Source organism: Fontimonas sp. SYSU GA230001 (assembly GCF_040066175.1).
Classification (GTDB): Bacteria; Pseudomonadota; Gammaproteobacteria; order Nevskiales; family Nevskiaceae; genus Solimonas.
The window spans coordinates 97,390-113,114 of record NZ_JBEAAM010000004.1; the positions used below are offsets into that span (position 1 = coordinate 97,390).

13 protein-coding genes are annotated in these 15,725 nt (G+C 69.8%); 9 read left to right on the forward strand and 4 right to left on the reverse strand.

Annotation, left to right across the window (positions count from 1 at the left end; all coding sequences use genetic code 11):
• Positions 1-73 precede the first annotated feature (73 nt).
• Complete coding sequence (locus tag AAG565_RS02580) at positions 74-1,444, forward strand: diguanylate cyclase (protein WP_348817979.1); 1,371 nt, start codon at positions 74-76, stop codon at positions 1,442-1,444.
• Here the strand turns inward: AAG565_RS02580 and yjgA are convergent.
• Both yjgA and AAG565_RS02590 read right to left on the reverse strand, forming a co-directional pair.
• Complete coding sequence (yjgA, locus tag AAG565_RS02585) at positions 1,425-1,994, reverse strand: ribosome biogenesis factor YjgA (protein WP_348817980.1); 570 nt, start codon at positions 1,992-1,994, stop codon at positions 1,425-1,427. The two genes, AAG565_RS02580 and yjgA, sit on opposite strands and share 20 nt — an antisense overlap.
• Positions 1,995-2,065: 71 nt before the next feature.
• Positions 2,066-3,148, reverse strand: coding sequence for an MBL fold metallo-hydrolase (locus tag AAG565_RS02590; protein ID WP_348817981.1), 1,083 nt, complete (start codon positions 3,146-3,148; stop codon positions 2,066-2,068).
• A gap of 104 nt (positions 3,149-3,252) precedes the next feature.
• On the opposite strand from AAG565_RS02590, the gene AAG565_RS02595 reads away from it, so the two are divergent.
• Genes AAG565_RS02595 through AAG565_RS02610 form a run of 4 tightly spaced genes read left to right on the forward strand, consistent with a single transcriptional unit; the run spans position 3,253 to position 8,176 of the window.
• A complete protein-coding gene (locus tag AAG565_RS02595; RefSeq protein ID WP_348817982.1) occupies positions 3,253-4,032 on the forward strand; it encodes a peptidylprolyl isomerase in 780 nt (259 codons plus the stop codon).
• On the forward strand, positions 4,029-5,003 hold the full coding sequence (locus tag AAG565_RS02600) for a HupE/UreJ family protein (RefSeq protein ID WP_348817983.1): 975 nt from the start codon (positions 4,029-4,031) through the stop codon (positions 5,001-5,003). The genes AAG565_RS02595 and AAG565_RS02600 overlap by 4 nt, the downstream gene beginning before the upstream one ends.
• Before the next feature lie 19 nt (positions 5,004-5,022).
• On the forward strand, positions 5,023-7,275 hold the full coding sequence (locus tag AAG565_RS02605) for a DUF3604 domain-containing protein (RefSeq protein WP_348817984.1): 2,253 nt from the start codon (positions 5,023-5,025) through the stop codon (positions 7,273-7,275).
• Positions 7,276-7,321: 46 nt separating this feature from the next.
• Entirely contained in the window at positions 7,322-8,176 is an 855-nt protein-coding gene (locus AAG565_RS02610) for an SDR family NAD(P)-dependent oxidoreductase (protein ID WP_348817985.1), read from the forward strand.
• Positions 8,177-8,199: 23 nt separating this feature from the next.
• Here the strand turns inward: AAG565_RS02610 and AAG565_RS02615 are convergent, their stop codons facing one another.
• On the reverse strand, positions 8,200-9,465 hold the full coding sequence (locus AAG565_RS02615) for a DsbA family protein (protein ID WP_348817986.1): 1,266 nt from the start codon (positions 9,463-9,465) through the stop codon (positions 8,200-8,202).
• 96 nt (positions 9,466-9,561) lie between these two features.
• Between AAG565_RS02615 and AAG565_RS02620 the strand changes: the two genes are divergently transcribed.
• Genes AAG565_RS02620 through AAG565_RS02635 form a run of 4 tightly spaced genes read left to right on the forward strand, consistent with a single transcriptional unit; the run spans position 9,562 to position 13,512 of the window.
• Positions 9,562-10,254, forward strand: a complete 693-nt coding sequence (locus tag AAG565_RS02620) for a glutathione S-transferase N-terminal domain-containing protein (protein WP_348817987.1) — start codon at positions 9,562-9,564, stop codon at positions 10,252-10,254.
• A gap of 11 nt (positions 10,255-10,265) precedes the next feature.
• Entirely contained in the window at positions 10,266-11,369 is a 1,104-nt protein-coding gene (locus AAG565_RS02625; protein WP_348817988.1) for a glutathione S-transferase family protein, read from the forward strand.
• The gene (locus tag AAG565_RS02630) at positions 11,369-12,508 is read left to right on the forward strand and encodes a glutathione S-transferase family protein (RefSeq protein ID WP_348817989.1); all 1,140 of its coding nucleotides are present in this window, start codon (positions 11,369-11,371) and stop codon (positions 12,506-12,508) included. Before AAG565_RS02625 ends, AAG565_RS02630 begins: the two co-directional genes overlap by 1 nt.
• Positions 12,508-13,512 carry a glutathione S-transferase N-terminal domain-containing protein gene (locus AAG565_RS02635; RefSeq protein WP_348817990.1) on the forward strand — a complete coding sequence of 335 codons (1,005 nt, stop codon included), beginning with the start codon at positions 12,508-12,510 and terminating at the stop codon, positions 13,510-13,512. Before AAG565_RS02630 ends, AAG565_RS02635 begins: the two co-directional genes overlap by 1 nt.
• Positions 13,513-13,545: 33 nt before the next feature.
• Here the strand turns inward: AAG565_RS02635 and AAG565_RS02640 are convergent, their stop codons facing one another.
• Positions 13,546-15,693 (reverse strand): DUF1302 family protein, encoded by a 2,148-nt coding sequence (locus AAG565_RS02640; protein ID WP_348817991.1) that lies wholly within the window; start codon positions 15,691-15,693, stop codon positions 13,546-13,548.
• Positions 15,694-15,725 lie beyond the last annotated feature (32 nt).

A 15,725-nucleotide genomic window follows, 5' to 3' on the forward strand; every position in this document is an offset into this window, starting at 1 on the left:
CGCGCTTGACCCAGGTCAACGCCCGCGAGGCGTCGAGCGGTGACCATCTCCACGATGAGGACCGGCCGGCGTCATGCGCACACAACGTCTTGATTTCGCGATCGCCGTCCTCGACTCACTGGCGGCACACATCGCCGTGCTCGACATGGACGGCCGTATCGTCGCGGTCAACCAGGCGTGGAGCCGCTTTTCTCGCTGCAACGGCGGCGAGGCCGGACGCAGCTATGTCGGGTCCAACTACATCGAGGTCTGCGAGAGCGCCGCGCGGGATGGCGGCGATCCGATCGCCCGTTCGGTCCTGGACGGCATCCAGGCCATGCGGGGCGGCGAGCGGGACGAGGTGACGCTCGAATATCCGTGCAATTCACCCGATCAGGAGCGCTGGTTCATCCTCCGCGTGACGCGCTGCGAGCATGATGGAGCCCAGTATCTGATCGTCTCGCACGACGACATCACCGCGCGCAGGCTGGCCGAGGCCGCGGTGCGCAGGACCGAACAGACGCTGCGCAGTGTCCTCGAGGCGCTGCCCGTCGGGGTCTGGCTGATGGATCGCGGCGGTCGCATCAGCTACGGCAATCCGGCCGGTCAGCGGATCTGGGCCGGCGCCCGTTACGTGCCGCCCGAGCAGTTCGGCGAATACAAGGGCTGGTGGCGCGCCACCGGCGAGCCGATCGCCGCGGACGAGTGGGCGGCCGCGCGCGCGATCCAGAAAGGCGAGACCTCGATCGACGAGGAGATCCGTATCCAGTGCTTCGACGGCAGCAGCAAGATCATCCTCAACTCGGCCATTCCACTGCGTGAGCCGTCCGGCGCGATCAGCGGCGCGATCATCGTCAACCAGGACATCACCGCGCGCACCGAGGCGGACGAGGCGCTGCGGCTCGCCAAGGCCGAAGCCGAGGCGGCCAATGCCGAGCTGCAGAAGGCACTGGCGCGCGAACAGCAGATGGCACGTACCGACGAACTCACCGGCGCCCACAACCGCCGGCATTTCTACGATCTGGCGCGCCAGTCTTTCGATGTCGCCCATCGCTACCAGCGCGCCTTGTCGATCATCGTGCTCGACGTCGATCACTTCAAGGACGTGAACGATCGCCTCGGCCACGAGGCCGGCGATCGGGCGCTGCAGCATCTGGTCAACACGGTGCGTCCGCTGCTGCGCGGGCCCGATGTGTTCGCGCGTTACGGCGGCGAGGAATTCGTCGTCCTGCTGCCGGACACACGACTCCCCCAGGCCGAACAGGTGGCGGAGCGGATCCGGCGGGCCGTGGCCGAGACCGAGATCGATCCGTCCGCGCCGGGATTTCGCATCACCATCAGCGCCGGAGTCACCGCGCTCGGATTTCCCGGTGACAGTCTGGACGCGATGATGCGCCGTGCCGACGCGGCCCTCTATGCGGCCAAGGCGGCCGGCCGCGACTGCGTCAGGCTAGCGGCGGCGTAGCGCCCGAAGCAGCGTCCTGCATCACGCGCCGGATGTGCTGGAACAGCGCGCGGTAGAACTTTCCCTTGGTCTGTGGAGCGCCGCGACTGGCTGCGGCGGACTCCGCAAGTTCCCTGTGAGCATTGCGCAGCAGCGAGTGGAATGCGCTGGTATCGCTCGCCGGGAAAGCATCCAGCCAAGCCTTGAGGCCGTCCTCGCTGCCGAGAATGCGCTCGCGCCAGCGCTCGACCGCATGCAGGGCTTCGGCATCGCGGCGCTTGCCGGCCCGATGTGCGGCCAGCGCCCGACGGAACGGCTCCGGATCTTCGGCGCGCAGCAGCTTGCTGACGTACTGCATCTGCCGCTTGCGGGCGCTGAAGGCGGTGATGCGCCGCAGCTCGGCAAAGGCCTCGCGCAACCGCTCGTCCATCTCGATCGCCGCGAACTGGTCGAGCGGCAGCTCCAGCAGATCCACGCCCAGCTGCTGCAAGTCGAGCATCGCCTGCTTGACCTGGGTCTTGCTCGGGCGTTCGGCTTCGGCGTCGTGATCGGACTCGGGGCGGCGGCGCATGGTCGTCGTGGCGCAGTTGGGGCGCGCAGCGTAGCGCAAGCCGTCCCGCTGCGTCTGTGGTGCGCGCCAATCTACGGTCGCAGAATGCTGATCTTTGCCCGACCACCGTCCAGTGGCAGCTCGATCAGCGTGCCATCGCGCGCCAGCACGACGCCGCCCTTGCGCACCGCGGCGACGCCACGCAGGAACACCGACTCGGCGATGCGATTGGGTGGCGGCGGGGTGAGGTGGTACATCAGCAGCAGGGGAACGCCGGCGGCATTGGCGACTTCGGCCGCCTCGACCGGGCTGGTGTGATAGCTGGGAATGTCGACGAGCACCTTCTGCAGGCGCGGGCGGTCCAGCGCCGACGCCGCGTCGTGCATGCGAGCGACGATGTCGTTGTTCTGCGCCTCGTGCGCGAGCAGGTCGGCACCGCGCGCCGCTTCGATCAGGTGCGCGTCCTTGACCGTATCGCCGCTGATGACCAGCGAGCGGCCCTTGTAGTCGAAGCGATAGCCGACCGCGGGCTCGATCGGCGTATGCGTGACCGGAAACACGCGCACGGTCAGATCGCCGTCGGTGAACGCGACCTGCGCGCTGCCGTCCGTGGCCAGTGCCAGCGGATGCGCTTCCATCATGCCGTCCGCCGGTGGCAGCAGCGCCGCGCCGTGATGCGCGGTGCGATAGCCGGCGTCCAGCGCGTAGGACTCGTTGAAGCCGGCGACGACGCGCTCGACGCCGGCCGGACCCCAGACCTTCAGCGGGGCACCGCGGCCGGCGACCCAGGTCTGCAGGTTGAATTCGCCCAGATCGCCGATGTGATCCGAATGGAAATGCGTCAGCAGCACGCCACCGATGCGCTGGCCGGGGATGCGCAGCAGCGCGAGCCGGTTCCACGACCCGGGACCGGTATCGACCACGTAGAACCTGCCGGCGGCGATGACGGCCAGGCACGGACGGGCGCGGTCCGGCGCGGGCAGCGGCGAGGAGCTGCCGCAGACCAGCAGGCGCAGCGCGTCGTCGGCGAACAGCGGCGCGCGGTCGGACTCGTCCATGCGGCTGCGGATCGCCGCTTCGATCAGGCGGTCCTGCAGCGCCGGAATCTGCAGCGCGGCGAGGCCGCCCACTGCGAGCGCGGCCAGTACGATGGCACCGATCAGCAGCTTTTTCATCCGTTTTCCCCGCATTGATGGCACATGCCCGCCGGCAACATATTGACATAGTGTAAACAACAAGACTCTAATGCCGTCAATCCGGAAACCGGCCGGTGACGACGATGACGATGCAGTCCCTCCTCGATGGTCTGAGCCGCCTGCAGCAGCGCCACGCGCTGCTGCTGTTCATCGCGCTCGGCGCGCTGTTGTTCGCCGTCGATGCGCAGCGGCGGCATCCGGCTGCGCCGATGCCTCCAGGGATCGTCGCCGCCGATCCGGTCGATGCGGCGCGCTGGCTGGAGGACGAGGTGCTGTACCGCGAGGCCGTCGCGCGCGGACTGGGCGAGGGCGACCTGATCGTGCGCCGGCGCCTGGTGCAGAAGATGCGCATGCTGCTGGAGGCGGGGGTGGAGGTTGCGGAACCCGATACCGCGACCCTCGACGCGTGGATCGACGCGCACGCGAGCCGCTACGGCGGGTTCGAGCGCATCAGCTTCGAGCAGGTGTTCCTGTCGCGCGGCCGCAACGAGGCGCGCATGGCCGCGGCCGCGCAGGCGCTGGGCGAGCGCCTGCGCAGCACGACCGCACCGGATCTGGCGGCGCTGAGCGACCCGCATCCGGGTGGTAACCGATTCGACGGCGCGTCGGCACGCGAGGTCGAACGTCTGTTCGGTTCGGCGTTCGCGCAACAGCTGGGCGAGCTGCCGGTCGGTGACTGGCAGGGACCGTTGCCGACGGCGCTCGGCCTGTACTTCGTGCGCGTGCACGACCGGCGCACGCAGGCGCCGGACCACGCCGCCGTGCGCGAGCGCGCGCTGCGCGACTACCTGCTGGAGCAGCGTCGCATCGCGACCGAGCTCGCGGTCGCCGATCTCAAGGCGCGCTACGGACTCGCGCCATGATCCGCGCGCTCCTCGCGCTTGTGCTGTGGTCAGTAGTCGGCACCGCATTCGCGCATTCGATGAACACCGCGCAGTGGCGCCTGAGCCAGCGCGACGCGCAGACCTGGAGCAGCCAGCTGCGACTGCCGGAGGACATCGAAGGCGAGCTGCTGACCCTGCATCCGCGCTGGCCCGCGGACTGCACGCGGCTCGACGCGCCACGCACTCAGCCGACCAGCAACGGCAGCGTGCTGAACTGGACGCTGCGCTGCCCGGACGGCCTGGTCGGCGAGCTGGCGCTGGACGGATTCAGCGCACGCCTGCCCGATGCGGTGTTGCAGTTCGAGCCGCTCGGCGCGGCGCCGCGACATGTCGTGCTGTCGGCGACGCGGCCGGCCTGGACGATCAGCGCCGTGCCCGAGCCGCCGCCGGTGGCGCATTACTTCCCGCTGGGTGTCGAGCACATCCTGCGCGGCCCGGATCACCTGCTGTTCGTGCTCGGGCTGTGGGCACTGTGGCGGCGCAGCGGCCGCGGCGCGAGCACGCTGGTCGGTACCCTGACCGCGTTCACGATCGCGCACTCGATCACGCTCGCCGGTGCGGCACTGGGCGGCTGGCAGCTGCCCGTCGCGGCGGTCGAGGCCTGCATCGCCGCATCGATCCTGCTGCTGGCGGTCGAGCTGGCCACCGGCGAACGCGGCATCGCCAGCCGCGCGCCGGCGCGCGTCGCGTTCGCGTTCGGCCTGCTGCACGGCTTCGGCTTTGCCGGCGCGCTGGCGCAGACCGGCTTGCCCGACGGCGCGCGCGCCTGGGCGCTGGCGGCGTTCAATCTCGGCGTCGAAGCGGGCCAGCTGCTGTTCGTGCTGGCGCTCGTCGCACTGGCCGCGATGGCGCGACCGGCGCTGCGCTACGCAACGGTCGCGTTGACCGTTTACGGCGCCGCGGCGGCGTACTGGCTGATCGAACGCAGCGCCGGGGTCTTTGCCGGGTGAGGGAACGATGATGCAGGGAATGTGCAGACGGACCGTGCCGCTGCTGCTGGGCTTGCTCGCCGGCTGCGGATCATCGAGCGTGCCGCCGACGCTGACGCCGACTCCGACGCCGCCCGGCGCGACGGTTGGCGACTGCGGGCCGGTCGTGCCCGGCCGCCAGCAGGCCTATTTCGGCGACCTGCACGTGCACACCAGCTTCTCGTTCGACTCGTACTTCTTCAACTCGATCAATGGCCCGCGCGAGGCGATCCGCTTCGCCAAGGGCGAGGCGGCCAGCCTGCCCGCGGGTGACAGCGATCCGGACACGCCGGCGACGACGATCACGCTCGACCGGCCGCTCGACTTCGTCGCAATCACGGATCACGCCGAGTTCCTCGGCGCGTTCAAGACCATCTGCGAGGCCGGCGGCCAGGTGCCGGCGGGGACCAACCCGGTCTGCAACCTCGTCGGCAGCAACATCCGTGGCGACATCCGCGCCTTCGTCGAGGGACGGACGACGCCGTTCCAGATCGCCGTGCAGACGCTGCTCGCCGACGCGCCGACCGATCGTCCGGCGTGGATCGAGGAGCAGGCGATCACCGACGACGAGGACGAGCCCTGCACGTTCACGACGCTGCACGGCTACGAGTTCAGCTCGAACAAGCGCGGGCAGATGTTTCATCGCAACGTCATCTTCCGCGGCGACGCGTCGCAGGTGCCGGACGTGGTGTTCTCGTCGGTGACGCCGTTCACCGGCATCGACGACCGCAACGTCAACGACGACTGGATGCTGTTCGATCATCTGCAGACCGAGTGCGGCGGGCTCGCAGGTTGCCGGGTGCTGACGATTCCGCACAGCGTGAACCTGTCCGACGGCCGCTTCTTCCTGCCGCGCGATCTGTCGACAGGGCTGCCGCCCGGGCGCGACGGCCTGCCGCTGACGCCGGCGGACGCGGCGCTGCGCCGCGGCTACGACCGCGTGTTCGAGATCTACCAGCACAAGGGCGGTTCCGAATGCGCCGCGGGGCTCGAAGGTCCCTACGTCGTCGGCGAGGAGACGCGCTGCGACTTCGAACTGGCGAAGAACGTCTGTGCCGGCCTGCCCGACGATCCGCCGGCCTGCGCGCGCTACTGCAGCGGCGATCCGTCGCGCGATCCGAGCTTCTGCTCGCTGCGCTTCGGTCCGACCTACCTGACCCGCGTCTGCGAAACGCAGGGACTCGACGGCGGCTCCGGTCCGGCCACGAACTGCACGGTGCCGCTCGACCAGTACCAGAACGCGATGGCCGAAGGTCTCACCCTGCGTGGACTGCTCGGTCTCAATCCGTACCGGCAGAACATCATCGCCTCGGTCGATACCCACAACGGCACGCCGGGCAACGTGCGCGAGCGCGGCTTCACCGGCCATGGCGGCGTGCTCGAAGACGAACCCAAGGACCATCTCGGCAGCTGGGACTGCGACAACCGCAACCGGCCGATCGACCCCGAGGATCCGGCCGATCCGGGCCACTGCACCAACCGCGTGTTCCTCGATCGCGCGCGCGGCTTCGGCCCCGGTGGCCTGGCCGGCGTGTGGGCGCCGGAGAACACGCGCGCCGCGATCTGGGACGCGCTGCACCGCGGCGAGACCTTCGGCACCAGCGGTCCGCGTATGCGCATCCGCCTGCAGGCGAGCTGGACGCCGCCGCCCGCGGACATCTGCTCGCGGCTTGCGCAGGGCGGGCAGAGCGTCGATGCGGCGAGCGGTGCCGTGATGGGCGGCGATCTGCCACCGCGGCCGGACGGCGCGACGGCACCGTATGTCACGGTGTGGGCGATGCAGGATCCGGGCGGCGAGTCGCCGGGGCTGCCGCTGCAGGCGATCGACATCGTCAAGGGCTACGTCGATGCCAGCGGCGCGCCGAAGGTCCACACCTACGAGGCGGTGGCGCACACCACGGACCCGGTCGAGCGGCCCGGGGCGGACTGTTCGGTCGCGCCCCGTCAGCACCCGGCGCAGCTGTGCGTGACCTGGCAGGACCCGGATTTCGATGCCGGACGCGATGCCTGGTGGTACGCGCGGGCACGCGAGATTCCGAGCTGCCGCTGGAGCACCTGGATGTGCGTCGAGGCCGGCGTCGATTGCGCGGCGCTGAGTCCGGCCAACGGTATCTTCCCCGCCGAAACGGGCTGGCAGGGTTACGAAGGCTGCTGCGTGATCGACGGCGCGCCGGGCGCGTTCAGTGGCCGCAACATTTTCGCGACGATCGAGGAGCGCGCCTGGGCGTCGCCGGTGTGGTTCGAGCATCGATGACTGCGCGCCTGCGCGCACAGATCCACTTCACTTCAAGAGCGATATCGTGATCAGGGAATTCCGTCAGAAACTCTGCGTCGTCACCGGCGGCTCCAGTGGCATCGGTCTGGCCGTGGCCAGTGCGCTGGCGTCCGAGGGCGCGCGCCTGCTGCTGGTCGCGCGTGATCCGGCCGCGCTGGACCGCGCCGCACAGGAACTGCGCGGGCGGGGTGCCAGCGAAGTGCGCGTCCTGAGCGCCGACGTGGCGCGCGACGACGAGATCGCCCGGCTGCCCGCGGCCATCGCCACGATGGGGCCCTGTGCCGATCTGGTCGTCAACTGCGCCGGCATCGTCAGCGGCGGCCTGCTCGCCGACGTGCCGATGGCCGAATGGCGCCGGCTGCACGAGGTCAACGTGATGGGCGTCCTGCGCGTGCTGCACGCGGTGCTGCCGGGGATGCTCGCGCGTGCGGCGCGTGGCGATGGCGGGGCACACATCGTCAACATCGCCTCGGGCGCCGGCCTGGTCGGATTCCCCGGCCTGTCCGCCTACGGCGCAACCAAGGCCGCGGTCGTCAGCCTGGGCGAGAGCCTGCGCGGCGAGCTGGCGGACGCGGGCATCGGCGTGACCACGGTGTGCCCCGGCTTCGTCAAGACGCCGATCGCGACGAAGTTCACGCTGTTCGGGCGCATGGACAACGCGCGCACGCAACAGAGAGTGCTGGACTGGTTCGAGCGCAACGATCTCGAAGCGGCAACGGTCGCGCGCAGGACGCTCGACGCGGTGCGCCGCGATCGCGCGCTGGTCGTCATCGGCAGGGATGTCGTATCCGGCTACTGGACCAAGCGCATTGCTCCCCGCGTGCTGGAGCGCGTGCTGCGCCGCATGGCGCCGCGCGCCCCGCGACGCGATGCGGCCTGATCACCGGACGCGGGCCGGACGGGTCAGGAATCGAGCAGCATCCACAGGCGATCCTGGCCCCAGGTCGCGAACGCGCCGCGCCGGAAGCTGGGCACGCCCCAGAGTCCGGCGGCAAAGAGTGCTTCGCGATTGGCTTCGGCCTGGTGTGTGTCGATGCCTTGCGCGAGCTTGCGCTGCGCGGCAGTCCAATCCAGTTCGCAACGCTCGATCACGCTGCGCAGCACATCGTCGCGACGCGCGTCGAGGCCCTCGGCCCAGACCGTCTGCCCGGCGATCGCGCAGTAACGCAGCTGCGTGTCGGCATCGGCGTCGTAGGGATACACCGTCAGCAGTCGCAGCACGCCGTCGCCGACGGGATCGTGGATGCGGCCGAAGGGGATGCGTTGCGCGTCTGCGCAACGCTGGACGTCGCGCACGATGTACAGGCGCTTGATGCGCGGCACCGGCAGCCCGCGCATGACCATCGGCAGCACCGGCCGGACCTGCAGATCGAAGCGCGCTCCGGCCGCACGCCGGCGCAGCAGCGTCACCGCGGCGAGATAGGAATATGGACTGCGGAAGCTGAACCAGAACTCGAGCGGACTGCCATCCGCAGGCGGCCGCTCCGGCAGCGCCGCGGGATTGAACATCGACAGCGGCACGTCGCCGTCCAGTGCCTGGTCTGCGCGCAGGCGCGCGTGCAGGAAGTCGAGCCGGTCGAGCCCCCAGAACCAGTCGCCGCGGTACTGCCACATCGCCGGCAGGTAGTGGCCCAGCGTGCGGCGACGCCGCGCGTTCGCTGCGAGACGCTCGCGGGTGGCCTGCGGATCGTCCGCCGAATCGCCGGCCAGGCTGCCGGCCTGGGCGAGACTGCGCATGCACTGCTGCTCGATGTCGAGGAAGCGGGTTGCGTCGTCTCCGGCCGCCGCGAGCCGCGTTTCAAGCATGCCGCGCAGGTCGCCGGCGAGCGCCACCGGCGCGGGCAGGCCGTGACAGGGCGCGATGCGCGCCGCGTCCGCCGCCGCGAAGGCCCGCTGGCGTGCTTCCTCGGGGAAGGTGCTCGGGTCGGGCGCCGGCACCAGACGGATCGTCAGGGGTACGCGCAGGCGCGGCAGGATCTGGCGCGCGAGCGCGGCGCACAGCTGCGAATGCGGATCGCCGGCTTCGTAATAGAGTTCGAGCGCGGACCCGGCGCGCAGGCGCGCAAGCGGGTCGCGGGACGAGGCGATGCGCGCGGCGATGCGCGACTTGACGCTCGGTCGCAGGCCGGCGGCAGGCAAGGACGCGTCGGGTACGGAAGTGAAAGGCATCGAGCGTGGGTCCTCGGTTCTTGACCGGAATCCGCAAAAGATTTACATAGTGTCAATATTGAGCGGGCAAATCGTCAAGCCACACGGAGCATACGCATGACCGGCATCGAGCTGTACACCGCACCGACGCCCAATGGCTGGAAGATCTCGGTGGCGCTGGAGGAACTCGGCCTGCCGTACACCGCGCGGCTGGTGAACCTGATCGCCGGCGACCAGCGCAAGCCGGAGTTCCTCAGGCTCAACCCGAACGGCCGCATCCCGGTGATCGTCGATCACGACAACGGCGGCCTGGTGCTGTTCGAGTCCGGCGCGATCCTGATGTACCTCGCCGAGAAGACCGGCCGCCTGCTGCCCAGGGATGCCACTGAGCGCTGGCACGCGATCCAGTGGCTGATGTTCCAGATGGGCGGCATCGGTCCGATGATGGGGCAGGCCAACGTGTTCTATCGCTACCTGCCGGAGAAGATCCCGCTGGCCATCGAACGCTACCAGCATGAATGCCGGCGGCTGTTCGAGGTGCTCGACCAGCGCCTGGGCGAGGCCGAGTGGCTGGCCGGCAGCGAGTACTCGATCGCCGACATCGCCAACTGGTGCTGGGTGCGCACCTACAAGTGGTCCGGCGTATCCATCGACAAGCTGCCGAACCTGCGGCGCTGGCTCGATGCGATGAAGGCGCGCCCGGCCTGCCAGAAGGGCATCAACGTGCCGGTGAAGCTGCCGGAGCCGGGCGGCAACGCGAAGGCGGACGACGAGTTCGCCAAGGCCGCGCGCACCCTCGTGCAACGCTGAGGACCCAACCCATGCAAGCGCCCTACATCCTGCACGGCTGGCATTTGTCGTTCTTCAGCGGCAAGACACGCGCCTATCTGCGCTACAAGGGCGTGCCCTTCATCGACCATCCGGTCGATGCGAGGACCCTGCTGTGGACCGTGCCGCGCAAGACCGGTGCGACGGTGATGCCGGTCGTCGTCACGCCGGAAGGCGAGTGGCTGCAGGACACCAAGGTCATTTGCGAGGTGATCGAGCAGCGCTTTGCGCAGGCGCCAGTGACACCTTCGACGCCGCGCCAGCGCATCGCGGCGATGCTGCTGGAAGCCTGGGCCGACGAATGGTGGATTCCGGTGGCAATGCACTATCGCTGGGTGTATCCGGAAAACTACCCGCTGTTCGAGGCCGACGCCGGCCGCGCGCTGCTGCCACGCGCGCCCGCTTTCGTGCAGAAGCGCTTGGCCGCCTACGTCGCCAACAAGATGCGCGGCTATCTTCCGGCGGTCGGCATCGTGCCCGAGCAGTACGCGGTGATGGAGCGATGGACGGAGCGGATGCTGGACGCCCTCGACGCTCACTTCGCGACGCTGCCGTTCCTGTTCGGCACGCGGCCGTCGGTCGCCGACTTCGGCCTGATCGGGCCGCTGTACGGGCACCTGAGCCGCGATCCGTATCCGAAGCGGGTGCTGGTCGAGCCGCGTCCGCATCTGCGCGCCTGGGTCGAGCGCATGAACGCGCCGCAGGCCGGCGCGGGCGAGTTCCTCGCCGACGATGCGATTCCGCCGACGCTGCAGCCCTTGTTCGACGCGGTGTTCACGGAGTTCTACCCGATGGTCGAGGGTATCCGCGATGAACTGCGTAAAGCCCTGCCGACGCTGCCGCCCGCGCGCAAGCGTCTGCCGCGCGTGCTGGGGATGATCGAGTTCCCGATGGGCGATGGCCGCTACCGGCGCGGCGCGATGCCGTACACGCTGTGGATGATGCAGCGCGTGCTCGACGCCTATCGCGCGCTCGATGCCGAGGGCCGTGCATCGGTCGATGCCTGGCTGGCCGAGCAGGATGCGGCCGAGGCGATGCGCTTCGACATCGGTGTGCGCCTCAAGCGCGCCGGCCTGCACGTCGCGCTCGAGTCCTGATGGCGCGCTACCGCGCGTATGTCTCCGACGTCTCGTACTTCAGCGGCAAGCTGGAGACCGCGTTGCGCGCCAGGCGCATCGACTACGACCGCGTCACCATCACGCCGCGCGTGCTGCTCGACGAGGTTCTGCCCAACACCGGCTGGATGAAGGTGCCGGCGCTGCGCCGCGACGACGGCCGGTGGCTGTGCGACACCACGCCGCTGCTGCGCTGGCTCGACCGCGAGCATCCGCAGCGCACGCTGATCCCCGCCGATCCGTATCGCGCCTTCCTATCCACATTGATCGAGGACTACTGCGACGAATGGCAGTGGCGCTCGGCGATGTTCTGGCGCTGGGCCTGGCCGGACAATGCGCGCTATCTCGGCAGCCGCCTCGGACGCGAGCTGTCACGCGGCACGGTGCATCCGGCCTGGGCGATGGGCCTGTATTTTCGCAAGCGCCAGCAGCGCATCTATCTGAGAGGCGACGGCGTGCGTGCCGACAATTTCGCCGCGATCGCCGCGCTGTATCCGCAGACGCTGGGATGGCTCGAAGCGCTGTTGAATGGCCGACGCTTCCTGCTCGGCGCGCGGCCGAGCCTGGTCGATGTCGCATGGATGGGGCCGATGTTCCGCCACTTCGCGCAGGACCCGCGCCCGGCCGCATTGATGGCCGAACGCGCGCCGCGCGTCTGGGCCTGGGTCGCGCGCCTGTGGAACGCGGGCAGCGAGGACTGGGCGGACGCCGCGCTCGACGATTTCGGCGATCCGGCCTGGAATCCGCTGTTCGCCGACATCGGCGCCGCGTACCTGCCGTACCTGCACGACAATGCCGCGGCCGTGGCCAGCGGTGCGGCGCGCTTCGCCGGCAGCTATGGCGGCATCCGTTATGCCGATCTGCCGGCGATCCGCTATCGCGCGCGCTGCCTGAACACCCTGCAGGCGGCCTACCGTGATCTGGGCGATGCGGTGCGCGCCGCAGTCGATGCACGGCTCGCGGGCAGTGGCATCGTCGAATGCCTGCGCCGCCCCGGCGCCGCGCCGACGCTGCCGGTCATCGACCGCGCGGAGGGCAGGGCGTGCCGCATCGGCGGCGCGCAGCGCCTGCGCTTCTATTTCACCGGCACGCCCTGGGATGCCGCCACGGAGGACTCCTGATGAACGCCGAATCCTATCGCCTCTATGGCGGCAACCCCTCGCCGTACTCGCGCAAGCTGCGCGCGATCCTGCGCTACCGCCGCTTGCCGCACGTGTGGAAGGTCGGCACGCCCGACACGCTGCCCGAGATCGCGCAGGTACGACCGCGGCTGATCCCGGTGCTGCGCATCCCCGAGACCGGCGAGTTGCGCGTCGATTCGACGCCGCTCGCGCTGCTGCTCGAACAGCGCCATCCCGATCAGCGCTCGATTCTGCCGCCGGACCCGGCCGACGCCTTCGTCTGCCACCTGCTCGAAGACTTCGCCGACGAGTGGCTGACCAAGCTGATGTTCCACTACCGCTGGCACGAGGACGCGACCGCGGACTGGGCCAGTCACTGGATCGTGCGCGACGCGATGCCCGCCGCGACGGGCAAGGCCCACGACCAGGCCGCGAGGATGTTCCACGAGCGTCAGCGCGGGCGCATGGCGATGGTCGGCTGTACGCCGGGCAACGCGCCGGTGATCGAAGCCAGCTACGAGCGCCTGCTCGACGTGCTCGGCCCCTTCGTCGGTGGTGCGCAGTATCTGTTCGGCAGCCGCCCGTCGCTCGCCGACTTCGCGCTGTATGGACAGCTCGCGCAGCTGACGATCGATCCGTGGCCGCAGCGCGTGTGCCGTGCGCGCGCGCCGGCCGTCGAGAGCTGGGTGATCACGCTCGACGACGCGGCCGGGATCGAAGGCGAGTGGCAGCCCGAACGCGGTGCCGCCGTGCGCAAGGCGCTGCTGGAGATGGTCGGCGCGGAGTACCTGCCGTTCCTGCGCGCGAATGCCGCGGCGCTCGACGCCGGTCGCGCGCGCGTCGAACTGGAGATCCGCGGCCGCGCTTTCGTACAGGAACCGTTCGGCTATCAGCAGAAGTGCTACGCGGAGTTGCGCCGCCGCTGGCAGTCGCTGGATGCCGCAGCGCGTACCACGCTGGAGCCGCTGCTCGAAGAAACCGGCTGCCTCGCGTTACTGGCCTGAGCTGCGCGTGTTGCGCAGCGGCGCGGACCGTCCTCAGAACACGTAGGCGACGTAGGCGGAGACGTTGTCGCGATCGCGCAGGCGGTGGCGCGTGCCGCCGCCCGAGAAGCGCTGGTACGTCAGACCGAGCGTCCAGTCGGATTCGAGTTCGGCGGTCAGGTTGCTGATCAGCACCTTGCGGCCTTCGAGGAAGTTGTACACCGGGGCCGGTGAGGTGCCGCCGACGTCGTGCAGCCAGATGAAGGTCGGGTGCAGCGTGATGCCGCCCGGCAGCGCGTTGTAGCTCAGGCGCAGCAGGCTGCGGTAGCCCCAGGAGAGGTCGTCGGCGAAGCCGCGGGTCATCTGCGTCGGGTTGACGCGGCGCGTGTCGGGCCGGCCGTCGGTGCTGCCGCTGCCGTCGGCGCCGGGCGAGGGATGCGTGCGGTCGCCGGCGCCTTCGATGTACAGCGCGCCGCGCGCGGGCAGGTCGTGCACGTACATCGCGCCGGCCTCGATGACCCACAGGATCTGCGCGGCGCCGAAGGGATTGCCGGTGAACGTACGGATGCCGGTCAGCGTCATCTGCGACACCTGCAGCCGTTCGTAGCCGGCAACGTAGTCGCCCGGCCCGATGGTCACGCCGCGATAGCGTGACAGGAAGTCGGGCACGGCGTGGTTCTCGCCGGGCAGCGTGAACGTGGCACCTGCCGGCAGCTGCGCCGACAGCACGGCGGCGAAGTCCTGCAGCGGCTGCACGAGCGTGGACGGCAGCTGCGCGAGCAGCGCGGGATCGCCGACGCTGCCCGCACCGATCGGGATGTCCTCGGCGGGGAAGGCTGGGCCGAGCAGTGCGAACAGCACATCGGACTGCAGCACCTGCAGCGGCTGGTTGGGACGGTAGGCGTACTCGCCGGACAACGCCCAGTCGCCGACGTTGGTGTTGAAGCTGACGCCGTAGAGGTCGATGTCTTCCGGGTAGTCGAGGAAGATGCGCGCGGTATCCACCGGCAGCGGTTCGCGCCCAAGGGGATTGAACGCGGCGTTGAAGCCTGCGCAGGCGACGAACGCGGCGGCGAAACCCGGCGCCTGCGCATCGCGCGTGCAGCTGGCGTCGGCCGCGTAGCCGCTGAGGATCGGGTAGCGGCTGTGATAGCGCAGGTAATGGAACGCCAGCTCGGTGCCGTTGTTGAGCCCGTCGGCGAGCCAGTTCAGGCGCAGGCCGTATTGGCCGCCGTCGCGCGGCGCGCCGAAGCCGGCGCCCGGCACCGGGACGGTGCGCGTGGACTGCGACACCGTCGCCGCCAGACCGGCTGGCCGGTACTGGCGCTGCGGATCCTCGTTGAAGTTGCCGAAGCCGAGGATCGCGTAGCGGCCACCACCGGCGACGTCGCTGAACGACAGCAGGCTGCCGCTGGCCGGCAGCCGGGCGCCGCGCCACTGCAGCTGGTACAGCGCTTCGAGGGCGAGCCCGTCGCCCAGGGTCAGGCTCGCCAGCGCCAGCGGCACGGCGAGCTGCAGCTGGCTCGGCTCCGAACCGGGCATCGCCAGTACCGGCGCGTCGAGCGGACTGATCTCGGACAGGGTATTGAACTGCACCAGATTGGCTTCGCCCCAGTTCAGCACCTGGTTGCCGATCTTGAGCAGCAGCTCGTGCTCGCCCAGCGACAGGCTGCCGGACGCGAACAGATTGCCGAGCCGGTAGCCGGACGCGAACAGACTCTCGGCCGCGCCGCTGCGTGGCGATCGCGACGGCTGGAAGCGGGTATCGGCGTGGCGCTCGTCGCGGCCGGCGTTGACGATGTCGTGGAACAGCAGGCCGGAAGCCTGGAACTGCCAGTCGTTCCAGACCAGTTCCAGCTTTGGCCGCAGCGCGATCAGCCCGGCGGTGGGATCGCCGCGGTCGTAGTTGAGGTTGCCGTTGTCCTCGTTGACGCCGGAGAAGGCGCCGCGCGCATCGACCAGGCGCTGGTTCGGTCCGGGGTTGCCGCTCTGCGACTGACAGTCGTCGGCGGCGCACAGGTCCTGCTGTCCGGCGACGGCCAGCTTGGCCACCAGTCGCTCGTCGCGGTCTTCGACGCGCATCGCCACGCCGAGCGACAGCCGGGTGTTCAGCGCGCCGCTGACCGGGCCCGCCTCGAACTCGATTGCCATTGCGGGCGTCGCCAGCAGCACGACGGCCGCTCCCAGTCCCCATCTCCTCATCGCATGCTCCGCCGGGGCCGTGGCCTCTTGAC